Here is a 22,077-nt window from a genome sequence, read left to right as displayed (position 1 = left end):
CGGTTTATCCTCACAGGCTCTATCCTCGGTTGGTTGGGAAATGCAAGGGATGACACGCTTTCTGGCATTGTTGACTGCTGTGATTCTTTATTCAGTGACGGCACCGCATCTTGCGCGGGCGGATGCCGCAGGTGATTTGCGCGCCGGGCTTTATGAAATGCGCAAGGGTGACTGGAATGCGGCGCTGCGCGTATCAGGCCAGCGCGGTTCGGTTTCGCGCGACGTCATTGTCTGGCACTGGCTGCGTGAAGGATTCGGCGGTTCGGGTGACGTGCTGGTTTTTCTCGAACGCCGTCCGGACTGGCCCGGACTGGCGTGGATGCGCCGCAAGAGCGAGCCTGTCTTTACCGGCGCAGATCCCGACAGGGTGCTGAAATTCTATGCCGACATGCCCCCTCAAACGGCAGAGGGCGCGCTGAACTATGCGGTGGCCCTGAAAGCCAAAGGGCGCGTTGGTGAAGCAGAAGCCGACATCGTGACCGCCTGGCGCACCATGCCGATGGGATCAGGGCTGCAAAAGGACTATCTGGAGAATTTTGCCAAGCTGCTGAAACCACACCATGCCGCGCGGCTGGATCGGATGCTGTGGGATGGCCACCTGGTCAGCGCCGGACAGATGCTGCCCTTGGTCAGTGCGGATGAACGTAAACTGGCCGAAGCCCGAATTGCGCTGCAGAAACGCCAACCAGGTGTGGACGGAAAAGTGGCGGCTGTGCCGAAGTCTTTGGCGGATGCGCCGGGATTGGCGTTCGATCGTTTTGTCTGGCGCGACAAGAAAGAGCTGGATGACAGTGCCGTTGATCTGATGCTGGCACGCTCAACCGGGCCGGATGCTTTGGGTGAGCCTGACAAATGGGCTGAGGGACGCCGCCGTCTGGCACGGCTTGAAATGCGATCCGGGCGTGCCGCGCGCGCCTATGACGTGGCCGCCAATCACCACATGACCCCAGAGATGGGATATGGCTATGCCGATCTGGAGTGGCTGGCCGGGTTTCTGGCCCTGCGCAAGCTGAACGATCCGGCCACGGCGGTGCGCCATTTCCAGAATTTTTCGGATGCGGTTAAATCTCCGATCTCAAAAGGGCGCGGAGGCTATTGGCTTGGGCGCGCCTACGCGGCGATGGGTGATGCGGACAAAGCTTATGACGCCTATGCGATGGGGGCTGATTATCAGACCTCTTTCTACGGCCTTTTGGCTGCGGAACGGATCGGGCGACCGTTTGATACGGAATTGGCCAATCCGCGCCGCGCACCACATTGGCGGCAGGCGGGGTTTGCTGATTCAAGCGTTCTGGAAGCGGGCCTGCTGTTGCTGAAAGCAGGTGAAGCGAACCTGTCTGAGAGGTTCCTGACCCATCTGGTCGAAGGCCTGGATCCTGTGCAGGCCAATCAGTTGGGCGATCTGGTGATCGAACTGAAGCAACCGCATCTGGCTGTCATGATCGCCAAACGGGCGGCGACCACGGGCACCGTTCTGCCTGCGGCCTACTACCCGGTCCATCCGGTTGCCGACATGCGCCTTCCCATGGCCAAGGAAATGACACTGGCCATCGCGCGCCGCGAAAGCGAGTTTGACCCGGTTGTTGTCAGTGGCGCAGGTGCGCGCGGTCTGATGCAGGTGATGCCCGCGACGGCCAAGCTGGTCGCAGGTGAGCTGGGTATCCTCAGCGGTCATCAGACAGGGCGATTGACCACGGACTGGCAATATAACGCAAAGCTCGGGGCCAATTACCTTTCGGGTTTGGCGGCAGATTTCAACGGCAACGTGGTGATGATGGCTGCCGGGTACAATGCTGGGCCAAGGCGCCCGATCTCGTGGATGGAGCGCTATGGTGATCCACGGGCGGGCGAGGTGGAAATCGTCGACTGGATCGAGACCATTCCGTTCAGCGAAACCCGCAACTACGTGATGCGTGTGACCGAAAGCCTGCCGGTTTACCGCGCCCGTCTGGGGCAACCTGCACTTCCGGTTCCGTTTTCGCAGGAGCTGATCGGATCATCCCTGGCGGCGTTCGCGCCATAGGGTGAACAGACCCGCAGCCACAACAATGGTTGCGCCCACCACAACTTCGGGGCGCAACATTTCGCCAAAAATCGAAATGCCCAGAATCGCGCTCCAGACCAGGTGGAAATAGGCAAAAGGCTGCACCGCGCTGGCTTCGGCCATCTCGTAGCATTTGATCAGTAACCAGTGCCCGAGTGCTCCGCTGACGCAAAGCAGCCCCATCCAGAGCCAGTCACCACGCGCCATAGGCTCCCAGAACCACATTCCGACCACAGTCATCGCGACGGCGCCAACGGTGCCGGTCCAGAAAAAGCTGGTGGCCGCGCTGTCCTGACGGGCGACGTACCGAGTCAGCAGACCATAGATTGCAAACAACAATGCGGAGATCAGAGGTATGACGGCCCATGGGTTAAAGACCCCGACCCCCGGTTGCAGAATGATCAGAACACCAATGCACCCTACCCCGATCGCCGCCCATCGCCGCCATCCGACCTTTTCTCCCAGGACCGGCCCGCTCAGGGCGGCGACAAGCAATGGGTAGCAAATGAACACGGCCATACTGTCGATGAGACCAAGGACCGTAAAACCAAACACCGCGATACAGATCTCGGCGGCCAGCAAAACACCCCGCACGATCTGAAGCCCCAGCTGGTTTGTTCGCGTGGCTGCCCTTAGCCCGCCGGGCGCGCGTGCAGCCAGCGCGATGACAAAGGCCGCAAAGAACCAATAGCGGATCATCACCACCATGTAGGTGTTGTAGGTTCCGGCCAGATGGCGGGAGATACCGTCTTGCAGGGCAAAGACAATTGTCGCGCCAACCATCAGGGCGATGCCCGCGCCTACATTGTTCTTCTGTGTCATGCTTTAACTGCCCGCGTCATGTGTCGCTTGCGGCCATAGCCGGGTGTGCGGGTGACGCTGAAACCGGCATCCTCCAACCCGCGGCGCACGAAACCTGCTGCCGTATACGTGGCTGTCGTGCCCCCTGAAACGGTGTGGTTTGCCACCTCCTGCATCAGGTCTGCACCCCATAGCTCGGGGTTCTTGGCAGGCGAGAACCCATCCAGAAACCAGGCGTCCGCCATTCCTGCCCATTGCGTCAGAGTCTTGCGCGCGTCACCGATGATCACCTCGAACTGAAGGGTTTCGAGCGTGCATATGCGTCCCGTCCAATGTGCCAGAAACCGGCTGCTCCACGGTTGCAATTCGGGAAAGGCGTCAAGCGCGTGTCGCATGTCTTCTGTTGCCATGGGGAAGGCTTCGAAACTGGTGAACCTCAAGGGCCCGGTCTGACCTGATTTTTCCCATTCCGACCAAACCGTCAGCAGATTCAGGCCGGTGCCAAAGCCCAACTCGGCAATGTGAAACCCCGGTGCAAACCGTGCAGGCAGATCGTTACCCGCCAGAAACACGTGGCGCGTCTCTTCCAACCCGTTCTGCAACGAAAAATAAGGATCATCGAAGCGATCCGAGACCGGTATCCGGTCCTCGGTCCACGTCAACTTGGCGCGCTGGTCTGCCATCGGGGAATCCTGTAGCTAAGCGACGCGACACTGAACAAGGAAAAGGGAATTGGCAATGGTCGATGTGACGGTTCGCGGCGCAGGCATTTTCGGCCTGTCCATCGCCTGGACCTGTGCCCGACGCGGCGCAAAGGTGCAGGTGGTTGATCCCTTCGGGCCGGGGGCTGGGTCCAGCGGCGGTTTGGTGGGTGCACTGGCCCCGCATGTGCCGGAAAACTGGAACGCCAAGAAGGCCTTTCAGTTCGACAGTTTGATCATAGCCGAACCGTTTTGGCGTCAAGTCGAAGAAACCGGCGGAGTGTCACCCGGCTATGCTCGGCTGGGTCGCCTTCAACCCATCCCGGACGCCCGCAGCCTGGATCTGGCTCGCCAGCGCGAGGGCACGGCAGACGAGCTTTGGCAAGGGCGGGCCGAATGGCGCGTAATCAGCACCGCCGAAGCCGGTTCGTGGTGTCCGCCCAGCCCCACCGGCTTTGTCATCCGGGACACGCTGACGGCGCGGATGCATCCCCGGCGGGCCTGCGCAGCACTTGTTTCGGCCCTAGAGGTCATGGGCGTGCGTGTTGTCGACGACGCCGATGACAAAGGGCAAATTGTTCACGCCACGGGCCTTGCGGGACTACAGGAACTGAATGACGCCTTCGGCAAGACCGTAGGAAACGGTGTCAAAGGACAAGCCGCCCTGTTGCGCTTTGACGCCGGAAAGGTGCCGCAACTGTTCACCGACACGATTCATATCGTGCCCCACGCGGACGGGACACTTGCGATCGGATCAACCTCGGAACGAGATTACGACGACCCGGCCAGTACGGACAGCGCTCTGGACGATGTGATCGACCGCGCCACGCGTGCACTGCCGCTTTTGCACGGGGCCGAGGTGATCGAACGCTGGGCCGGTGTACGCCCGCGCAGCAAAAGCCGTGCGCCGATGTTGGGGGCACACCCGTTGCATCAGGGTCACTTCATCGCCAATGGCGGGTTCAAAATCGGTTTTGGCATGGCCCCCAAAATTGCCGATGTCATGGCCGATCTTATGCTGGAAGGCCGGGATTCTATCCCCGATGACTTCCGGCCCGACGCTTCATTGTGAACTGGCCTCGGCTTGCATGCACTGCCGACCGTCCGGCCCACGCACCCACATATCCTGACCGTTCCGACACAGCTGGGCGGTCTCAAAATGCATAAGTGGCGAGGTGGCGCGGAAGGAAAACGCCGTGAGCGGGCCACTCAGGTCAACCGCAAACAACATGAGAAGCTGCGCCAACAACGGCCCGTGCACAACTAACCCATCATACCCTTCCACATCCCGCGCGTAGTCCAGATCGTAATGAATGCGATGACCATTGAAGGTCAGCGCCGAGTAGCGGAACAGCAGAGTTGATTCGAACCCGACCTCGCGCAGGTCTGTTTCATCCAAGCGCGCTTTGGGCGGCTGCGGGCTTTTCGCATCCGGTGCCGGGTCTTCACGATAGACAAGGTCCTGCCATTCGGTCAGGCACAGCCGGCCCCTTTGCCAGATCTCATGCCGCAATGTGACAAAACCCAACGGCCCGGACCGCCCCACCTTGGCGCTTTGGCTCTCCAGAACCGACCGCCTTTCAGCGACGGTTCCGGCGATCACAGGCTGATGATACTCCAAACGTCCCCCAGCCCACATTCTGCGCGGCAAACCCATATCCGGGATCAGGCCACCGACCTTAGGGTGCCCGTCCCGCCCCAAGGCAGCAGGCGGTTGCGGTGCCCAGAAATAGAGCTGATGGAAGAAGGGTGGCAAAGCTGAACCACTGGTAATCGTCGGCTCCGAACCCAGTGCCACCTGAAAGGCAGCTGCACGGGTGGGGTCGATAAGGTCGCTTTGGCGCTCTTCTGTCATATCTGCAGCCCGGGTTCAGAAACCGGCTGCGGCGCGCAGTTTCTGCATCAAACGGTGCAATGGCTTTTCGTACCGCTCAGAAAGCAGCCTGCCCTGATCGTCGAATTCATTCGAACTGCTAGCCAAATGGATTTCGGGGCCCTGAAGAATGCATGGCTGAAATGGAACCATGTAAGCCCGCAGAATCATCTGGGCCCGTTCCCCCCCGGCGCGCCCCGCTGCCGCCGACATCACAGCAACCGGTTTGTCCGCCCAAGGATTGCCCTGGGTTCGGCTGACCCAGTCCAACGCGTTCTTCAGAACGCCTGATGGACCCTTGTTGTATTCAGGTGTCGAAATGATGACCGCATCGGCCTGTGCGATCTGATCAGCCAGAATCTGAACCGCTGCCGGTATCCCTTCGCCCTCTTCAAGATCACCATCGTAGAGCGGCAGGTTCAAATCCGCTTCGACAAAACTCACCGGGTCGAACAGCCGGGCCGCCTCGCGCAGGAGTTTGCGGTTGGTTGCGTTCTGGCGCAGGGACCCGGACAGGCCAAGAAGGGTCGGTTGAGACATCGGGGAAACTCCGTTTCAGTGTTTCCCGCAAGTTAGACCGAGATCGCGCGGATCCAAACCCCACATTACGCACAGTCATTGCGCAAACGAGGCCGCCCCCTGGGCGACCCCGCGTGTCAAAGTCAATCGATTTTAAGCGTTGCCACTGGGCACCACGATAATCTCAACCCGCCGGTTTTGCGCTTTTCCAGCAGGTGTCAGATTCGACGCAACCGGGTTGTTTTCGCCCTGCCCGATGGTCCGGATGCGGCTGTAGCTGACACCATTGGCCTGTAGAATATCGGCCACGGCATTGGCACGGCGTTCGGACAGGCCTTGGTTATAGGTCGCGTCGCCGTCGCTGTCGGTGTGCCCGATGATCTGCACGTTCGAGTTGGGATAGTTGACCAGATTCTGGCCCACTTTTACCAGATCAGACCGCAGCGCCGGGCGTACGGTCGAACTGTCGGTGTCAAAGGTGATGTCATTCGGGACCGTCACGATCAGGCGGTCGCCCGCATTGACAATGGTGATTCCGTCATTTGCCAGTTGCTGCCGCAGTTCCGCAGCCTGACGGTCCAGCTGGTTGCCAATCAAACCGCCTCCGGCAGCGCCGATGGCACCACCGGCCAGCGCGCCCAGCAACGGGTCTGAGTCATTGGCAATCGCCCCGATACCAGCACCGACAAGACCACCCAGCAAAGCGCCTTGTTTGGCGTTCTGGTTCGGATCGTTCTGCACCGTCAGCGTGCCCGGATCGGTACAGGCTGCAACGGCCATGACTGAACACAGGCCAGTTGCCAGAAAAAACTTGGAAATCGTCATGATATCACCTTCTGCTCCGGTCCCCGTTTTTCGGGTTTCCTTCTTTCCGCTCAGTATATCACTGCGTGTGCATGAAGGCTCAAGCAACAATACGGTGATATCGGCGAATACCCGCCAAATACCTGCTCAAACCGATGCGACAGAGGTTTCCGCGTTATTCTGCTCCAACCAAAGGTCCCGCAGCGAGGCGCTTTGTCCGGCAAAACTCTCTCCGGTACTTTCACTGGACCAAATGCGATCGGTTCGGAAATGGCGAAAGCCGTTACGCAGTTCGCACCATCCCGCCAGCATTGTGCATTCGATATGGTAGATCAAAGCCAGAGGGCGCACGATCCGGACGGAACGCTCACCTTCGCCATTTTCATAAGTGATGCGGATTTTCTGTTCGGCCCGAATGGCTTCGCGATAATGCGCGATCGATACACAGCCTTTCTCCGGATCGTCGCTGGGGGCGCCCCACGGGGCAACCTGCAACCAATCCGCGGGGCAATGCAGCGCGTCGATCTTCTGGCATATCCGACTGGCAGCCCGTTGCAATTGGCTGTCACCGGTGCGCGCAAGAAGGGAAAGGCCGACCCACAAAGCCTCGACCTCTTCTGCGTCGAAATTCAGCGGCGGCAGATCGTAACCACGCCGCATCATGTATCCAACACCGGCCTCACCTTCGATCGGTGTCCGCTGCGATTGCAATTCGGCAATGTCGCGATAAACCGTGCGTACGGACACCTCGAGCCTTGCGGCCAGCGCGTCTGCCGTTACCGGGGCACCGGCCGCGCGCAGAATCTGGATGATTTCAAACAACCGGGTCGAACGGCGCATTATACTCTCCTGTCAACATGCTGACACCCTAGCACACCCCACTGACACCATGCTGTCAGGAGTGATGGCAGAAGCTGGGCGGGCATCGGAGAAGGAAACAGAAAATGCCCAACCTCGACAACCACGTCATGATGACACTGAAACTTGGACAATGGTCTCAGGGCCACACACTCCGCGCCTTCGAGATTGAGCGCGAGATCGCAGCGGACCGCCAGCGCAGGCAGCCCGTTTCAAAGAAACGAACGAGGCGGTTTTCGCTAGGCAATCTGAAGATGCTGTGGACCAGCACGGCCTGAGATCAGAATTCGGGGCGGGCCCTGAACTTCATGGAATGCCCGCCTTCCGGATGTTTCAGCCGCAGTTCTTCTGAATGCAGCATGAGCCTGGGGAAATCCGCTGCTGCGCCGGTCGCGTAGAACGGATCGCCCAGGATCGGATGACCCAGCGCCTGCATGTGAACACGCAACTGATGCGACCGGCCCGTTTTTGGGAACAGCCGAACACGCGTTGTATCGCCTTCGTGTTTCACGACCCGCCAATCCGTGACCGCAGGCTTTCCGGTGTCGTGGCAAACCATCTGTCTGGGACGGTTGGGCCAGTCCACGATCAGCGGCAGGTCTACAGTACCGGTCTTAGGCTCCAGCTTGCCCCAGACACGGGCAACATATGTTTTCCGTGTCTGGCGCTGTTCGAACTGCATGCTCAGATTGCGCTGCGCGTTTGGTGTTTGGGCAAAGACCATGACACCGGACGTGTCCCGATCCAGCCGATGCACCAACAAAGCCTGCGGAAATGCGGCCTGAACCCGGGTCAGAAGACAATCAGACAGATGCTCTCCTCGCCCCGGCACCGACAGCAAACCCGATGGTTTATTCACTACGATCAACTGCGCATCTTCGTGCAGCACATCCAGAGGGGTTTGAGGTGGGGCATAGGTCTCGCTCATGCGCGTCTGCCTATCGCAGCAGGCGGGTTCCCGCAACGTCGTCCTTGCGTAGCGCGAGATGTTCGGTGACCCTCGGCGCAGGAGGAGACGCAATGCACCCGACAATTGAACGAATGCAAGAGGTTGTCGCAAAAGGCGACGAAGCTTTGATCCATGAGCTTCTGGCCGAGGATGTGCAATTCTTACCGCCAACCTATTACAGCACCTGGACCGGGCGCGCGCCTGTGGCGGCGGTTCTGGGTCACGTCGGGCAGGTCTTTTCCGACTTCCGCTATCGCCGTATCATGGGCAACGGACAGGACTGGGCGCTGGAGTTCCAATGCAAAGTCGGGGATCTGGACGGCATCGGCGTGGATCTCATCACGTTGAACGACGAAGGATTGATCCAAATCTTTGAAGTCGCAATGCGCCCCTATAAAACAGTAGGAGCCTTGCGAGAGGCGATGATGGCGCGGGTTATGAAGGACCCTCGTTTTCTGGAATTCAAAAACGCGCTGAACTGACGATGCCCAACTCTTTTGGTCCTGACCAGATCCTGCGGGTTCCGCTGCTGCCGGTACTTGCCGCGCAAGGTCTCTCAGTGCGCCGAAACGCGCAACTTTTGCCGGAACCAACTGGTCCGCGCGAGGGGCGCATTGGACGCGGGCCACGCCTGCGCCTGCTGATCACCGGGGACAGTTCAGCAGCCGGGGTTGGGGCAGGCACGCAGGATCAGGCCCTGTCCGGCTATCTGATCAAACGGCTGGCCAAACATCATTCGGTTGAATGGAAACTTGAGGCCAAGACCGGGCACACAACTCAGGATACGATTGATCGCTTGCACAGAATCAACGGTGAATTCGACGCGGTTGTTACGGCTCTGGGCGTGAACGACGTAACCCGCGCCGTCACGCGCCGACAATTTTCAGATCACCAGACCCGGCTTATCCGCGTTCTTTCCGATGACTTCGGCGCGCGGCGCATTGTCGTCACCGCAGTGCCCCAGATGAGCCGGTTTCCTGCGCTGCCTCAACCTTTGGCCTGGGTTCTCGGGCGTCAGGCCGCCCGGCTGGATCAGGGCTTGCAAGAGGTCGTGTCCGCTTTTCCGCATGTCCGGCATCTGAAACTCGATCTGCCGGACGACCCGGCGCTGGCCGCGCCGGACGGGTATCACCCCAGTCCCCGAACCTATGATCTTTGGGCCGACAAAGCCGCGCGCCTGCTGCTTCAGGCCTGAGCCCGCGCCTGCCGGACCATCGGAATCGAGTAAACGATCAGAGCCGCCCATATCAGCGGAAAGGCAATCATCCGACCCGCGTCGATTTTCTCGCCGAACACCGTGATCGCCGTCACGAATATCATGGTCGGCGCGATGTATTGCAGGATACCCATGGTGGACAGACGCACCAGCTTGGCACCGTTTGCATAGATTAACAGTGGCACTGCCGTTACAACCCCGGCGCAGGATAGCAACAGGGTGTCTGACATCGCCACGCCAAAATGTCCTGTGCCTTTCACACCCAAAAAGGTGACGTAGACCAACGCCGGGATCAAAAGGATCAGAACCTCAAGCAGAAATCCCTGATTGGGCCCAATCGGCAGCGACCGCTTGAAAAACGCGTAGAACCCCCAGCTGACCATCAGGCCAAGAGCAGTCCAAGGCACCCGACCAGCCTCGAACACAAGGACCAGAACGCCCAGTACAGCCAAACCAACTGCAAAGAGCTGGGTCCGCGTCAAAGGCTCGCGCAACAGGATCGCCCCCAGCGCGATGCTGAACAAGGGGTTGATATAGTAGCCCAGCGCCGCATCCAGCGCGTGACCTGTTGCGATCGCCCAGACGTAGATCGCCCAGTTCACGGAAATAAGCACCGCGGTCAAAGCAGCCATGCCCAGCATTTTTGGATTGCCAAGCGCGGTCTTCAGGTCTCGGGTGCGGCCCAATACAACCAACAGCAACCCGGCCACCGGCACGGACCAGATAACACGATGCGCCACAACTTCGACCGGATCCAAATGATCCAGCGCTTTCATGTACAAGGGCAGAAACCCCCACAGGACATAAGCTGTGACGGCCAGAGCAAGACCTTTCGGAGTATCCGTGTTCTGAGATGGTAAGGGCGTGTCTGCCACATCGGGTCTCCGGTTGATACCGGACCCGTTTACGGCAGAATTAAAGGGTTTGAAAACTCTGAAAACAGTGAAGTGTTACATAACAATCTTTGATGAATTACCAGACGGTATCGGAGCTATACCAACAAAAATGCGAGGCTCTGCCTCGCGCTCCGGGATATTTTTGGCCAGATGAAGAACGGATCCCCTGCTTCATCTGGCTGCAAATATCCCGGGGGAGTCGCCCGGAACGGGCGGGGGGGGCAGAGCCTCCGACCCCCTGGGTCAGACTTGCACCCGTTCGAATTTTGGATCATACGTCGGTTTGAGCGATGCTTCGGCTTTGACCTTCACGCCACAAACGTCGATCTCATAGGTCGAAGCCAGAACGTCTGCAGCCTTCTCGCCTTCGCACGGCACGTAACCCAGTCCAATGGCCCCGCCGAGCGTGTGGCCATAGTTGCCCGAACTCAGATAACCGACATACTCCCCGTCGCGCACGATCGGTTCATTGTGGAACAACAGCGGCTCGGGATCTGTCAGGCGGAACTGCACCAGACGGCTCCTAGGACCGCTCTCTTTCCGAGCGATCACGGCCTCACGTCCGATGAAATCGCTGCCTTTGTCCACCTTGACGGCAAAGCCCAAGCCTGCATCGACAACATGATCCTCACAGGTGATATCGTGACCGAAATGGCGGAAGCCCTTTTCGATCCGGCAGCTGTCCATCATGTGCATACCGCAGAGCTTCAGACCCATGTCCTGACCGGCCTCATGCAGTGTTTCGAACACATGACCTGCCATGTCAGATGAGACATAGACCTCCCAGCCCAGCTCACCCACATAGGTCACGCGATGGGCACGAGCGAGGCCCATGCCGATCTCGATTTCCTGCGCGGTGCCGAACGGGTTAGTCGCGTTGGCGAAATCGTTGGGCGAGACTTTTTCAAGCAGTGCGCGTGCATTCGGACCCATGACAGCCAAAACACCTTCACCGGCAGTCACATCGGTGATGACCACGTTGAAGTTTCCTGCGTGGCGCATCATCCAGGTCTGATCTGCCAGACGGGTCGCTGCCGGGGTTACCACCAAGTAAGAGGTTTCGGTCAGACGGGTCACAGTGACGTCGGCCTCAATCCCACCTTTGCGGTTCAGAAACTGCGTGTAGACGATCTTGCCATTGGGCACCGAGTAATCACCGCCGCCGATATAGTTCATGAACGCCTCGGCATCGGGGCCTTCGACGCGGATCTTGCCGAAGGAGGACATGTCATACATGCCCACATTCTCGCGCACGGCCTTGTGTTCGGCAGCCGAATTCTCGAACCAGTTCTGGCGTTTCCAGCTGTACTTGTACTCGCGCTCCTGCCCTTCATTCGCGAACCAGTTGGCGCGTTCCCAACCGGCCAGCTCGCCCATGACAGCGCCCTGTTCCAGCAGGTGGTGATGGAACGGCGTGCGGCGCACACCACGCGCGGTGGCTTTCTGGCGATAGGGGTAATGATCGGCGTAAAGCAGGCCCAGCGTCTCTTTCGAGCGTTCGAAAAGATACTGTTTGTTGCCCTGGAACGGCTGCATCCGGCTGATGTCTACGTCGCCAAGGTCAAAGGGTTTCTCGCCCGTATCCATCCATTCGGCCAGCGCCATGCCCGCACCACCGGCGGATTGGATACCGATTGAGTTGAACCCGGCGGCGATCCAGACATTGTCCATCTCAGGCGCCAGACCCAGATGGTACGCATCATCGGGCGTGAAGCTTTCAGGGCCGTTGAAGAACGTATGAATTCCGGCCTCGGCCAGCATTGGCATCCGTTCGCAGGCCGCTTCGAGGATGGGTTCGAAATGGTCGAAATCCTCGGGCAGCTGGTCGAATTCGAACGTGTCGGGGATACCGTCCATTGCCCAGGGTTTCGCGTTGGGTTCAAACGCGCCCAGCAGAATTTTACCAGCGTCTTCCTTATAGTACGCACATTCGTCCGGCACACGCAGCACTGGCAGCTGGGTCAGGCCGTCGATGTTCTCGGTCACAATGTAGAAATGCTCACACGCATGAAGCGGTACGTTCACACTGGCCATCCGGCCAACCTCGTGGCCCCACATGCCCGCGCAGTTCACCACCATGTCACACTCGATATGGCCCGAGGCGCTGCCGTCATCGGCAACCCAATCCACGCCAGTAACCGACCGGCCCTGTTTGACGATATCGGTGACTTTCACCCGCTCTTTCACCACGCCACCGCGCTGGCGCGCGCCTTTAGCCAGTGCCAGAGCAATGTTCGCCGGATCGCCCTGCCCGTCGAGCGGCAGGTAAACCGCGCCTTTGACGCCCTCGAGGTTGATATGCGGGTACAGCTCCTGCACGCGCTCGTTCGAGATTTCTTCGACCTCAACCCCAAAGGCCCGTGCCATCGCAGCCTGGCGGTAGATTTCTTCCTTGCGTTCTTCGGTCAGGGCCACGGTGATCGAACCGCAGCGCTTGAAGCCCGTTGCAACGCCAGTTTCCTCTTCCAGAGAGCCATACAGTTCCTGGCTGTACTTCGCCAACTTGGTCATGTTGGCGGTGGCGCGCAGCTGCGCAATCAGACCAGCCGCGTGCCAGGTGGTGCCGCTGGTCAGCTGCTTGCGTTCCAGAAGTACGACATCCTTCCAACCTTTCTTGGTCAGATGATACGCGACCGAGCATCCGATGACGCCGCCGCCGATGATGACCACTCGGGCCTTGCTGGGAAGATCAACCATTGTGACGACTCCACTCGTGTTAGATTTTGGGCACAATGCCACGGGAGATCGACAATAAATGCACCAAAAGCGTCACGGTATCTGGAAAAATCATCTTTGTGTGGTTTGGCGTTTTTCCCGTCTCATGACAAAGGGAGTGACCCCGAAGAAACTTTTGTAGACCGACGAGAATCCGTTTGGGAAACCGCAAGCCATGCCAATCTCACGCACGCTCATGGTTGTGTTCATCAACAGATTGTTGGCCTTGGCCAGACGCATCTCGCGGTAGAACCCGTTTGGAGTGGTGCCGAAGACGGACTTGAACTTTCGCTCGAGTGACCGATTCGACAGGTTCAGGTCGTCGACGATATGGCGGATTGGCAGCGGGTCTTCGATATTCTCCTGCATCAGCTTGATACACTGATCCAGCTTGGCGTCACCGGTGGCGGTGGTCTTGGCCCCGGAAAACGGCTGCATGGATGAGAAATCGCGGATTTGTTCGTGCAACAGGATATCCGCGACGGTCATCTTCGCCGGCCCCGAGATATGCCGCCCGATGACGGCCAGCGCGATGTCAGCTGTGGCCCCCATTCCTGCGCAGGTCACCACAGGCCCGTTTTCAGTGGCGATCAAGAGCTTTGCCTCGAACCGCGCGCCGCGTTCGCGCAGGAACGAGGCGTTCTCCCAATGGGTGGCCAGATCATCGGTGCCCTGTTCGTCAATATACCGGCTCGCCGCCTCGGCCAGCAGAAACACCTGTGCGCCGCGATAGGTGTAGTCCGAGACGGTCCGACCGAGCGACAGATCAGGTTGATCCGGATCGCTATTGCCGATCACAAAAAGATAATCGGCCTTGGGATGCGCTTGGACCTTTTCAGTCGAAACAACGGCGTCACTGCTGCTGGCCACAGGGCCACCGCGCAGCGATCTATATGTGTAGGTAAAAGGCGGTGACGGGCAAACACGGTTGGCCACGCGCAGAACATCCACAAGCGATGCCACCTCTAACAGCACAAAGCCCGGCGCGACGAGGATATCGAAATGCCGGACGACCTGTTTTGGTCCTGTCTGGGATTGTTTTGCCGCCATTTTCCTGCTCAGACGATGTTATGCCCGGCGGCCCGCAACCGGTTTGCCAGTTCTTCGATATGATCCGGCCCGATTTCGCAGCACCCGCCTACAATCGTAGCCCCCTGATCAACCCACCGCATCACATGATCCGCATAGGCCTTGGGGCCGAGATCATGCCGCTGTTCCAACGCATCCACTGTCGGCGCATCCTTTAGGAACCCATCCGAGATATGTGTGAAGCCGTTGGCATAAGCGCCATAAGGTCGGTTCATACCCGACAGGATTTCCAGCGCCGCTGGAATCGCCTCGGGGCGCGAGCAGTTGATCAGCAAGGCGTCCGGCTTGTGCTGCTCAACCAGCGGCGCGATGTCGCCCAGCGGCTCTCCGGACCGCAGCCGCGTACCGTCATCATCCACCACAGTCAGCGCCAGCCAGACCGGTTTTTGACACCCTGCTGTTCCCTGCAATGCGCCCTCGGCCTCCTGTACCGAAGACACGGTTTCGATCAGGAACAGATCGACACGGTTTTTCATCAGCGCGACCAGTTCGCCGTATTTCGTCGCGGCGTCTTGCGGGTTGGGGTTCAGATCGGGTCGGTACGAGGCCAGCAGCGGCCCGAGCGATCCGGCAATACGACCGCTGTGGCCCACGCACGCACGATCCGCCTGAGACAGGGCAGTGTCGACCAGCGTGCCTATCTGATCCTCCATCCCCACGCGGGCAAGGCGCGAGCGATGGACGGCATAAGTATTTGTCGTGGCAATCGTCGCGCCGCGGCGGAAATACTCGGCATGGACCTCACCGACCAGATCAGGGTGGTCGATCATCACTCGCGTCGACCACAGCGGCGTCGCCCGGTCACCGCTGCGCTTGACCAGTTCCTGCCCGATCGAGCCGTCCAAAAGCGTTATTTCTGTCATGTCATTGCTCCTTAGGGCACCAAGACCAGTTTGCCCGGAAGGGTCTTTGCCTGAAAATCCGCCTGTGCAATGGCGATATCCATCAGCGGATAGGTACGGGAAATCAGCGGCTTGATCCGGCCAGAATTCACCAACTCTACCAAACGACCAAAAATCTCGGGCGTCTGATGCGTGCAGCCATGGATAGTGATGTCGCGCAGGTAAATGTCACGCAGGTCAGCTTCGACAATCGGGCCAGCGATTGCCCCCGAAACGGCATAATGCCCGCCGGGTTTCAGGGCCAGGATCAGAGATGCCCATGAGGGCCCGCCTACGACGTCAATGATCACATCAAACATGTCCTGCGGCAGCGGGTCGTTCCGGTCGAACGTACTCTTCGCCCCTTGGGATTTGACGACCTCTGCTTTCGCAGCCCCCGTCACCCCGCAAACCGAGGCGCCACGCAAGGCGGCCAGTTGCACCGCTGCCAGACCAACGCCGCCCGACGCACCGGTGATCAAAACCTTTTGCCCGGCAGTCACACCAGCGCGGGTCAGCAGATTCTCGGCGGTACCGAAGGCGCAAGGAATGGCCGCAATTTCAACGTCTGACAAAGGTGAGGCGCTGACGTCATACAGGTCATCCGCTTCAACCAGACAATATTTGGCAAAGGCCCCGTCGATCTCGGATCCAAGAGCGATAAAGCCCTGAGGGTTTCCCGGGCGCGGGCGCGGCAGGTTGATCGGACAGGTCACGCGTTGACCCGGTTCGAAATCTGTCCCGTCGCCAACAGCCTCGACGATGCCGCACAGATCGCCACCCTGAATGCGGGGGAAGTTCAGTGCTCCACCCCAACCACCGGCCTCAACGTCCTGATCAACGGCATCCGTAGCGCCGGTTACATCCGATGAGTACCAGCCGACTCGGGTGTTGATATCCGTGTTGTTCACACCAGCAGCGACGACCCGAACAAGGACCTGCCCCAGACCGGGCTTAGGAACCTGAATATCATCGCGCCATTCCAGAACTTCCGGACCACCGTGGCCCGTCAGATAGACGCCTGACATTGTTTTAGGGATAGCCATCTCAGACTTCGTCATCTGTCAGACCTCGTCATCCGGATGCGCTGGAATGGGACCCATGGGGACGATGTCATACCGAGCATTAAGCTCGGTCATCTTCGCCTCGTCCGCAAAGTCCGCTTCGCTCATCTTTGCGAGTTCGGCGAGGAACCCATCAAACCCCAACGGCTGAAAGATCATGAGCATCTTGGCTGGCGCATCACCCACGACGCGACATGCGTGAGGCACACCGGGAGGCACGTGCATCGTGGTGCCCTGCCCGCATCGATGCCAATCGCCATCGACATAGAAATCAACCTCGCCGTCCAGAAAGTAAAACGTCTCGGCGTGGTTATCATGACGATGAAGGCCAAGCGCGAAACTGGCCTTCAGATTGTCTTCCATGAGCGTGTATGCGCCGCCTGTGTCCTGACCAGACACCTTCACGAATGTATGGTCATTTTCCCAGTCGTAGTTGGGGCCTTCACCAGGCCCCAATTTGGCGTATCGTTTGCTCATGGCGGTCTCCGTGAGAAATTAAGCGCGCAACCGCTCATTCTCGGGATCCCAGAGCGGTTGATCCTGCTCTACCACAGCTCGGCACTTTTGGCCGTAGATTTCGACCTCAAGCTCGGTGCCGGGATTCGCGAGCTCGGCCTTGATCATGCCCAGCGCGATGGATTTTCCGACACGGTAGCCCCATGCGCCCGATGTGGTCTCACCGACGATCTCATCGCCCTGCCAGATGCAGGACATATACGGCGCGTCGCAATCACCAGCTTCGACAGTCAGGGTAACGAACGACTTTTTCACGCCCTGCTGCTTTTCGTTGAGGATCGCAGCCTTGCCGGGGAAGTCCTGCGGCTTGTCCAGTTTGACGAACCGCCCAAGACCGCCTTCCAGCAGCGAATAGTCGGTCGACAGGTCGCCCTTCCATGCGCGGTAACCTTTCTCGATGCGCAGAGAGTTCAGGGCATACATGCCGAATGGCTTGGCACCGGAGTCGATGATCGCGTCATAGATCGCAGGCATATGCTCATTCAAAGCATGGACCTCCCAGCCCAACTCACCGGCAAAGGACACTCGGATCAGGTAAGCGGGTTGGCCTGCAACTGTCGCCGACTGATGGGTCAACCACCCCGAAGTCAGATCGGAATCCGTCATGGTCGACAGAATCTCGCGCGATTTCGGACCGGTGACAATCAGAGTATCGCGCGTTGTGGTGACGTCCTCAATCGAAACGCTGGCGGGCATCGCATTCATCAGAATGTCGCGGTCATGCCACTGCGCGGTTGCCGCGGTGATCATGACGAATTCATCCTCTCCAAGACGAATACAGGACATCTCGGTCAGAATGCGACCACGGTCATCAGAGACGTAGATGAGGTTCATCCGGCCGACCTTTGGCAACCCACCGGTTGCGAGGCCGCGCAGTGCCTCGGCGGCACCTTCTCCCTTGACCATGAAGCGCGAGAAGCCTGGCAAATCTAGTACGCCACAATGGTCTCGCACGGCCTCGCATTCTTCTTGGATCCGCTGCTCCCACGGGCCGGAACGACCCCAGGTATGGGTCGCCTCAAGCGACGTGTCATCGCCCGGCTGCGCGAACCAGTTGGCCCGCTCCCATCCGTTATAGGCACCCATCACGCCGCCCAGCGCTTTGACCTTGTCATGCACCGGCGACAGTTTCTTGTCGCGCGCTGCTGGCCATTCATGATGGGGGAAATGCATGGCGTATTCGTTGCCATAAACTTCCAAACCTTTCTGGTTGCAGTAGTCCTGATCGGTGTAGTCGGTGTAGCGGCGCGGATCGACGGCCCACATATCCCACTCAGTCGCGCCATCGACGATCCATTCGGCCAGCACCTTGCCTGCACCGCCGCCCTGAGCGATGCCGAAGGTGAATGTGTGTGCCTCGAACGCGTTTTTCACACCGGGCATTGGGCCGATCAGCGGCAGCCCGTCCGGTGCATAGGGGATCGGGCCGTTGATCACACGGCCAACGCCGGAGGTCGCCATCAACGGAACCCGCTCCATCGCGTCAGTGACGATGTCCTCGATGCGGTCCAGATCGTCATTCCACAGCTGGAACGAGAAATCTTCGGGCATCGGGTCATCTTCGGTCATCCAATGGCCCTTGCAGTTGGGCTCATAAGGGCCGAGGTTGAAGCCGTGCTTCTCCTGCCGCAGGTAGTATGAGATATCCACGTCCCTCAGGAGAGGCAGCTTCTTGCCGCCATTCTCCTTTGACCATTCCTCGATCTCGGGGATCTCGTCGGTCAGCAGGTATTGATGGCTCATGACCATTGCGGGAACGGTACGGCCGCCGAAAGGCTTAAACCACTCGCCCACACGTTGTGCATAGTAACCAGCGGCATTGACCACGTAGTCACAGGCAATATCACCCTGATCTGTGTGAACGGTCCAAGTGCCGTCATCGTGCTGGGTTACGCCGGTCGCTGGGCAGAAACGGATGATTTTCTGGCCCATATCCCGAGCACCCTTGGCCAGAGCCTGTGTCAACTGCGCCGGGTCGATATCGCCATCGGTCGGGTCATACAGCACACCTTCAAGATCGTGCGTCTCCAGGAACGGATAGCGTTCCTTGGCCTCTTCCGGCGTCCACATCTCCATCGGGATACCCTGATACAGGCCCATCGACATGGCGCGTTCGAACTCTTGCATCCGCTCTTTGCTATGCGCCAGTCGGATCGAGCCGGACTGGTGATAGTTCATCGGGTAATCAACCTCTTCGCCCAGCCGCGAATACAGCTCGGTCGAATAGCGCTGCATGTTCATGATCGCCCAAGAGGTCGAGAAGGTCGGAACGTTACCCGCCGCGTGCCAAGTCGAGCCTGCGGTCAGTTCGTTCTTTTCCAGCAGAACACAGTCGGTCCAGCCTTTCTTGGCCAAATGATACAGTGAGGAGGCCCCCACCACACCGCCGCCGATAATGACCACGCGGGCCTTTGTTGGAAAATCACTCATGCGTTTGGTTCCCTATTAGTGCGCCCTTTGGGGCAAGTCGTCTTGGATGTCATAGTAATCGCCCTTGTCGGCCACAAAGATGTGCCGGGCGAGCTTCAGTCCGGTAGGCGCAGCGAACGCCCCCATGGAAATCGAAATCGTGTCCTCATCGTTGTGCTGCCAGAAAAGGAACGAACCACATGCGCTGCAGAAACCGCGACGGGCGGTCTCGGAAGCACGAAACCAACTCAGCGTGTCGCTGGCAGAGAAACTAAGGTTGTCCTGATGCGTCCAGGTCGAGGCCCAGACATGGCCCGATTGTTTGCGGCATTGTCCACAATGGCAGGCCGAGGGCGGCGAAAGCTCTCCGTCAATCGTGAACGCGACCCTACCGCAAAGGCATGAACCTGTGTGCATGTGACTACCCCCTTGCTGCGGGCGTGGAGCTGGCCACCAGCAACACGCCATAGATGATGAAACAGGTCGCCATGACACGGCGAACCCATGTATTGAAGACAGCCCCCAAGGCGGCCTTTCCCATCAGCGCGCCCAACAGGGTGAACCCGGTATAGCTGAGCGTGGTAATGATCAGCGCTGTCGGCATGATGACGACCATCTGCTGCCAGATTGGCACGTCCGGTTGCACAAACTGGGAAAACGCGGCGAGATATCCGGCGACGCTTTTGGGATTGATCGTCGCCACCGCCAATGCGTGCAGATAGACGTGACGCGCAGGACGCTCTGAGGTGGGTGCGGGTTTTGCAGCGTTCATCCAACCGCGAATACCCAGCCAGATCAGGAAACCTGCCCCCACCAGTTTGGCAATGAAAAACCCGGTCGGCGACGCCGCGATCAGTGCTGTGACCCCCAGCGCCGACAGGATCAGAAACGCGCTGGCCTGCGTCAGGATCGCCAATACGCCCAGCATCGCCTTGGGAAACGGCAGGCTCATCCCGTTCGAGATGCAATTGACCGCATTCGGCCCCGGAGTAGTGACGAAGACCACCCAGAACAGCGCGAATATGGTCCAGCCCTCGAACGACATCAATACACCGGAGGCGCGATAACCCAGATGGCCACGGCGGGCTCATCATTGGGGTTGGCCCATTGATAGGGTTCGTGTTTGATGCGGAAACTGTCACCTGGCCCAACCGTGAACTCGCGCGACCCGATCGTCAGATTCAGATACCCCGAGATCATGTAACCCACTTCCTGAGTCGGACGGTTGGCTGGTGTCTGCATCCGCGAGTTGGGCTCGAAGGTAGAATGCACCATTTCGAAATCATCGGTCAGATCGGGTGATAGCAGCTCTTCGATCAGCCCCTCTTCGCCCGAACCCATGGGACGGCGCGACCCGGCGCGCACGACATAGCCCTGTTCGTCTGCAGGTGCAGCGGAATGCGCAAACAGCATCGACATGGGAACGCCAAGGCATTCGGCAATCTGGCGCAGATCCGAAATCGAAGGTTCGGACATGTCGCGCTCAACCTGGCTCAACCACCCTACAGACCGGTCCAGCCGCGTCGCAATCTCGGTCAGGGTCAACCCGCGAGCTTTGCGCAAGGCCCTGAGATCTGCACCGAGCGTCGCGCTTTGTGGGGCCTGGCTGTTCAAAGGATGCTCCGATTTCGCGTGAAATTTTCGTCTTGTTTTTCACGATGACGCGAATCGATGAAAATTCCAAGCGTTTTTTCACTTGGTTCCGGTGACGCGACTGGCTATGCCGTACACATGTGGATCGCGGTCGCTTACCTTTGGGCAATCAATGCCCTGACATTGTTGGTTTTTGGCTGGGACAAGCTGCGCGCGCGGCGCAGACGCAAGCGGATACGCGAACGCACTATACTGTGGCTTGCCGCTTTGGGCGGAAGCCCCGGAGCGGTGGTCGGGCGCTGGGTTTTCGGGCACAAAATGCGCAAACGTTGGTTTTCGATCTGGCTGTTTTGTATTCTGTGTGTTCAGGCCGTTGGGTGTTATGTCATCGTGACGGAAGAATATGCAAAGTTGCTCTGATATGATGAGCGCGAATGCGGCAATCTTCTCAAGGTGCGGCTAATGTTGACCAGAACCAAAGCTCTACTTCTCTGACAAAATGCCGGTTCTGCATCTTGTTTTTGACTGGCCCGCTACAAATGGCGCAACAATGCTGCTTGTTGGCTATCTCGTATTTTGGGGGCATTAGTTTGTTGGGGCCTGATCACACCGCGAAAACGGTCGACGTCACACATGTCCAACTGACGCGCTTTGCAGACCGGCCTCGGTGCTTTCTGAACTAATGGCGGGAAAAGACCTGCGCCAGAATCCGGCCGAGCTGCTCGGCATCTTCATCCGTGAAAGCCTCCGGTTGGTTGCTATCGATATCGAACACGGAAATCACATTTCCATCGGCATTCCGCACCGGCAGGACAAGTTCGGACCGCGTTGAACTCGCGCAGGCAATGTGACCCGGAAACGCGTCCACATCCGGTACGAGCTGTACCTCGCCCGTACGCGCGGCAGCACCGCACACGCCGCGCTCGAACGGGATAACAAGGCATCCATGCCCACCTTGATAAGGGCCGATTTTCAGCAGGCCCGGTTCGGTGACACGGTAAAACCCGGTCCAGTCAAACCGATCGTCCGAGTGATGAACCTCGCAGGTGACAGTTGCCATGAGCGCAACCGGATCGGTCTCGCCTTCGGTCAAGGCGGCAATGGTTTTGGCTAGCGTCTCGTAATCGGCAGTCATTGATATCAATCCCT

The 22,077-nt window shown here is 58.9% G+C and carries 24 protein-coding genes; 6 read left to right on the top strand and 18 right to left on the bottom strand.

Features of this window, described 5'->3' with window-relative positions; translation table 11 throughout:
- The first annotated feature begins 49 nt into the window (after window positions 1-49).
- A complete protein-coding gene (locus tag ACR0LF_RS19045; protein WP_480581921.1) occupies window positions 50-2,023 on the top strand; it encodes a lytic transglycosylase domain-containing protein in 1,974 nt (657 codons plus the stop codon).
- On the opposite strand, the gene ACR0LF_RS19040 is transcribed toward ACR0LF_RS19045, so the two are convergent.
- Both ACR0LF_RS19040 and mnmC2 read right to left on the bottom strand, forming a co-directional pair.
- The gene (locus ACR0LF_RS19040) at window positions 1,997-2,866 is read right to left on the bottom strand and encodes a DMT family transporter (RefSeq protein ID WP_480581923.1); all 870 of its coding nucleotides are present in this window, start codon (window positions 2,864-2,866) and stop codon (window positions 1,997-1,999) included. The genes ACR0LF_RS19045 and ACR0LF_RS19040 overlap by 27 nt on opposite strands.
- Window positions 2,863-3,528, bottom strand: a complete 666-nt coding sequence (gene mnmC2 / locus ACR0LF_RS19035) for a tRNA (5-methylaminomethyl-2-thiouridine)(34)-methyltransferase MnmC2 (protein WP_480581927.1) — start codon at window positions 3,526-3,528, stop codon at window positions 2,863-2,865. Before mnmC2 ends, ACR0LF_RS19040 begins: the two co-directional genes overlap by 4 nt.
- Before the next feature lie 55 nt (window positions 3,529-3,583).
- Between mnmC2 and ACR0LF_RS19030 the strand changes: the two genes are divergently transcribed.
- Window positions 3,584-4,618: an NAD(P)/FAD-dependent oxidoreductase gene (locus ACR0LF_RS19030; RefSeq protein ID WP_480581929.1), complete on the top strand. Its 1,035-nt coding sequence runs from the start codon at window positions 3,584-3,586 to the stop codon at window positions 4,616-4,618.
- On the opposite strand, the gene ACR0LF_RS19025 is transcribed toward ACR0LF_RS19030, so the two are convergent.
- The 4 genes from ACR0LF_RS19025 to ACR0LF_RS19010 form a co-directional block, all read right to left on the bottom strand.
- Window positions 4,610-5,401 carry an HTD2 family dehydratase gene (locus ACR0LF_RS19025; RefSeq protein WP_480581932.1) on the bottom strand — a complete coding sequence of 264 codons (792 nt, stop codon included), beginning with the start codon at window positions 5,399-5,401 and terminating at the stop codon, window positions 4,610-4,612. The two genes, ACR0LF_RS19030 and ACR0LF_RS19025, sit on opposite strands and share 9 nt — an antisense overlap.
- Window positions 5,402-5,416: 15 nt before the next feature.
- Entirely contained in the window at window positions 5,417-5,959 is a 543-nt protein-coding gene (locus ACR0LF_RS19020) for an NADPH-dependent FMN reductase (RefSeq protein WP_480581935.1), read from the bottom strand.
- Window positions 5,960-6,091: 132 nt separating this feature from the next.
- Window positions 6,092-6,763 carry a YiaD family glycine zipper/OmpA-like lipoprotein gene (locus ACR0LF_RS19015; protein WP_480581936.1) on the bottom strand — a complete coding sequence of 224 codons (672 nt, stop codon included), beginning with the start codon at window positions 6,761-6,763 and terminating at the stop codon, window positions 6,092-6,094.
- A gap of 126 nt (window positions 6,764-6,889) precedes the next feature.
- Window positions 6,890-7,582, bottom strand: coding sequence for a helix-turn-helix transcriptional regulator (locus ACR0LF_RS19010; protein WP_480581939.1), 693 nt, complete (start codon window positions 7,580-7,582; stop codon window positions 6,890-6,892).
- Between the two features lie 104 nt (window positions 7,583-7,686).
- On the opposite strand from ACR0LF_RS19010, the gene ACR0LF_RS19005 reads away from it, so the two are divergent.
- Window positions 7,687-7,878 (top strand): hypothetical protein, encoded by a 192-nt coding sequence (locus tag ACR0LF_RS19005; protein ID WP_480581942.1) that lies wholly within the window; start codon window positions 7,687-7,689, stop codon window positions 7,876-7,878.
- 2 nt (window positions 7,879-7,880) lie between these two features.
- Here the strand turns inward: ACR0LF_RS19005 and ACR0LF_RS19000 are convergent, their stop codons facing one another.
- Window positions 7,881-8,528 (bottom strand): RluA family pseudouridine synthase, encoded by a 648-nt coding sequence (locus ACR0LF_RS19000; protein ID WP_480581944.1) that lies wholly within the window; start codon window positions 8,526-8,528, stop codon window positions 7,881-7,883.
- Window positions 8,529-8,620: 92 nt separating this feature from the next.
- Here ACR0LF_RS19000 and ACR0LF_RS18995 point away from each other — a divergent pair, with 92 nt between their 5' ends.
- Window positions 8,621-9,031: a nuclear transport factor 2 family protein gene (locus ACR0LF_RS18995; RefSeq protein ID WP_480581947.1), complete on the top strand. Its 411-nt coding sequence runs from the start codon at window positions 8,621-8,623 to the stop codon at window positions 9,029-9,031.
- 2 nt (window positions 9,032-9,033) lie between these two features.
- Window positions 9,034-9,744, top strand: a complete 711-nt coding sequence (locus tag ACR0LF_RS18990) for an SGNH/GDSL hydrolase family protein (RefSeq protein ID WP_480581949.1) — start codon at window positions 9,034-9,036, stop codon at window positions 9,742-9,744.
- Here the strand turns inward: ACR0LF_RS18990 and rarD are convergent.
- From rarD to ACR0LF_RS18940, 10 genes are all read right to left on the bottom strand, one after another.
- Window positions 9,735-10,640 (bottom strand): EamA family transporter RarD, encoded by a 906-nt coding sequence (gene rarD / locus ACR0LF_RS18985; RefSeq protein ID WP_480581952.1) that lies wholly within the window; start codon window positions 10,638-10,640, stop codon window positions 9,735-9,737. The genes ACR0LF_RS18990 and rarD overlap by 10 nt on opposite strands.
- A gap of 264 nt (window positions 10,641-10,904) precedes the next feature.
- Window positions 10,905-13,358 (bottom strand): GcvT family protein, encoded by a 2,454-nt coding sequence (locus ACR0LF_RS18980; RefSeq protein WP_480856454.1) that lies wholly within the window; start codon window positions 13,356-13,358, stop codon window positions 10,905-10,907.
- 90 nt (window positions 13,359-13,448) lie between these two features.
- The gene (locus ACR0LF_RS18975; protein WP_480581956.1) at window positions 13,449-14,426 is read right to left on the bottom strand and encodes a GlxA family transcriptional regulator; all 978 of its coding nucleotides are present in this window, start codon (window positions 14,424-14,426) and stop codon (window positions 13,449-13,451) included.
- A gap of 8 nt (window positions 14,427-14,434) precedes the next feature.
- Window positions 14,435-15,328, bottom strand: a complete 894-nt coding sequence (locus ACR0LF_RS18970; protein ID WP_480581958.1) for a homocysteine S-methyltransferase family protein — start codon at window positions 15,326-15,328, stop codon at window positions 14,435-14,437.
- A gap of 11 nt (window positions 15,329-15,339) precedes the next feature.
- Window positions 15,340-16,407: an alcohol dehydrogenase family protein gene (locus ACR0LF_RS18965; protein ID WP_480581960.1), complete on the bottom strand. Its 1,068-nt coding sequence runs from the start codon at window positions 16,405-16,407 to the stop codon at window positions 15,340-15,342.
- Between the two features lie 3 nt (window positions 16,408-16,410).
- Window positions 16,411-16,887, bottom strand: coding sequence for a cupin domain-containing protein (locus ACR0LF_RS18960; protein ID WP_480581962.1), 477 nt, complete (start codon window positions 16,885-16,887; stop codon window positions 16,411-16,413).
- 18 nt (window positions 16,888-16,905) lie between these two features.
- Entirely contained in the window at window positions 16,906-19,356 is a 2,451-nt protein-coding gene (locus tag ACR0LF_RS18955) for a GcvT family protein (protein WP_480581965.1), read from the bottom strand.
- Window positions 19,357-19,371: 15 nt separating this feature from the next.
- Window positions 19,372-19,752 carry a GFA family protein gene (locus ACR0LF_RS18950; RefSeq protein WP_480581967.1) on the bottom strand — a complete coding sequence of 127 codons (381 nt, stop codon included), beginning with the start codon at window positions 19,750-19,752 and terminating at the stop codon, window positions 19,372-19,374.
- A gap of 4 nt (window positions 19,753-19,756) precedes the next feature.
- Entirely contained in the window at window positions 19,757-20,380 is a 624-nt protein-coding gene (locus ACR0LF_RS18945) for a LysE family translocator (RefSeq protein ID WP_480581970.1), read from the bottom strand.
- Window positions 20,380-20,949: a helix-turn-helix domain-containing protein gene (locus ACR0LF_RS18940; RefSeq protein WP_480581973.1), complete on the bottom strand. Its 570-nt coding sequence runs from the start codon at window positions 20,947-20,949 to the stop codon at window positions 20,380-20,382. The genes ACR0LF_RS18945 and ACR0LF_RS18940 overlap by 1 nt, the downstream gene beginning before the upstream one ends.
- Before the next feature lie 57 nt (window positions 20,950-21,006).
- On the opposite strand from ACR0LF_RS18940, the gene ACR0LF_RS18935 reads away from it, so the two are divergent.
- A complete protein-coding gene (locus ACR0LF_RS18935) occupies window positions 21,007-21,348 on the top strand; it encodes a DUF1294 domain-containing protein (RefSeq protein ID WP_480581975.1) in 342 nt (113 codons plus the stop codon).
- Between the two features lie 259 nt (window positions 21,349-21,607).
- On the opposite strand, the gene ACR0LF_RS18930 is transcribed toward ACR0LF_RS18935, so the two are convergent.
- The gene (locus ACR0LF_RS18930) at window positions 21,608-22,063 is read right to left on the bottom strand and encodes a GAF domain-containing protein (RefSeq protein ID WP_480581978.1); all 456 of its coding nucleotides are present in this window, start codon (window positions 22,061-22,063) and stop codon (window positions 21,608-21,610) included.
- Window positions 22,064-22,077: the final 14 nt, after the last annotated feature.

The sequence above is a fragment of the Ruegeria sp. E8 genome (assembly GCF_056533985.1).
This window is presented reverse-complemented; position numbering and strand designations above follow the sequence as displayed.

Excerpts from the sequence above, each read along its gene's own strand:
- ACR0LF_RS19030 (WP_480581929.1), top strand. The coding sequence starts at position 3,584 with ATGGTCGATGTGACGGTTCGCGGCGCAGGCATTTTCGGCCTGTCCATC.
- ACR0LF_RS18965 (WP_480581960.1), bottom strand. The coding sequence starts at position 16,407 with ATGACGAAGTCTGAGATGGCTATCCCTAAAACAATGTCAGGCGTCTAT.
- ACR0LF_RS18990 (WP_480581949.1), top strand. The coding sequence starts at position 9,034 with ATGCCCAACTCTTTTGGTCCTGACCAGATCCTGCGGGTTCCGCTGCTG.
- ACR0LF_RS18945 (WP_480581970.1), bottom strand. The coding sequence starts at position 20,380 with ATGTCGTTCGAGGGCTGGACCATATTCGCGCTGTTCTGGGTGGTCTTC.
- ACR0LF_RS19015 (WP_480581936.1), bottom strand. The coding sequence starts at position 6,763 with ATGACGATTTCCAAGTTTTTTCTGGCAACTGGCCTGTGTTCAGTCATG.
- ACR0LF_RS19040 (WP_480581923.1), bottom strand. The coding sequence starts at position 2,866 with ATGACACAGAAGAACAATGTAGGCGCGGGCATCGCCCTGATGGTTGGC.
- ACR0LF_RS19045 (WP_480581921.1), top strand. The coding sequence starts at position 50 with ATGACACGCTTTCTGGCATTGTTGACTGCTGTGATTCTTTATTCAGTG.
- ACR0LF_RS18995 (WP_480581947.1), top strand. The coding sequence starts at position 8,621 with ATGCACCCGACAATTGAACGAATGCAAGAGGTTGTCGCAAAAGGCGAC.
- ACR0LF_RS19010 (WP_480581939.1), bottom strand. The coding sequence starts at position 7,582 with ATGCGCCGTTCGACCCGGTTGTTTGAAATCATCCAGATTCTGCGCGCG.
- ACR0LF_RS18970 (WP_480581958.1), bottom strand. The coding sequence starts at position 15,328 with ATGACAGAAATAACGCTTTTGGACGGCTCGATCGGGCAGGAACTGGTC.
- ACR0LF_RS19000 (WP_480581944.1), bottom strand. The coding sequence starts at position 8,528 with ATGAGCGAGACCTATGCCCCACCTCAAACCCCTCTGGATGTGCTGCAC.
- mnmC2 (WP_480581927.1), bottom strand. The coding sequence starts at position 3,528 with ATGGCAGACCAGCGCGCCAAGTTGACGTGGACCGAGGACCGGATACCG.
- ACR0LF_RS19005 (WP_480581942.1), top strand. The coding sequence starts at position 7,687 with ATGCCCAACCTCGACAACCACGTCATGATGACACTGAAACTTGGACAA.
- ACR0LF_RS18955 (WP_480581965.1), bottom strand. The coding sequence starts at position 19,356 with ATGAGTGATTTTCCAACAAAGGCCCGCGTGGTCATTATCGGCGGCGGT.
- ACR0LF_RS18950 (WP_480581967.1), bottom strand. The coding sequence starts at position 19,752 with ATGCACACAGGTTCATGCCTTTGCGGTAGGGTCGCGTTCACGATTGAC.
- ACR0LF_RS19020 (WP_480581935.1), bottom strand. The coding sequence starts at position 5,959 with ATGTCTCAACCGACCCTTCTTGGCCTGTCCGGGTCCCTGCGCCAGAAC.
- ACR0LF_RS18960 (WP_480581962.1), bottom strand. The coding sequence starts at position 16,887 with ATGAGCAAACGATACGCCAAATTGGGGCCTGGTGAAGGCCCCAACTAC.
- ACR0LF_RS19025 (WP_480581932.1), bottom strand. The coding sequence starts at position 5,401 with ATGACAGAAGAGCGCCAAAGCGACCTTATCGACCCCACCCGTGCAGCT.
- ACR0LF_RS18930 (WP_480581978.1), bottom strand. The coding sequence starts at position 22,063 with ATGACTGCCGATTACGAGACGCTAGCCAAAACCATTGCCGCCTTGACC.
- ACR0LF_RS18975 (WP_480581956.1), bottom strand. The coding sequence starts at position 14,426 with ATGGCGGCAAAACAATCCCAGACAGGACCAAAACAGGTCGTCCGGCAT.
- ACR0LF_RS18935 (WP_480581975.1), top strand. The coding sequence starts at position 21,007 with ATGAAAATTCCAAGCGTTTTTTCACTTGGTTCCGGTGACGCGACTGGC.
- ACR0LF_RS18980 (WP_480856454.1), bottom strand. The coding sequence starts at position 13,358 with ATGGTTGATCTTCCCAGCAAGGCCCGAGTGGTCATCATCGGCGGCGGC.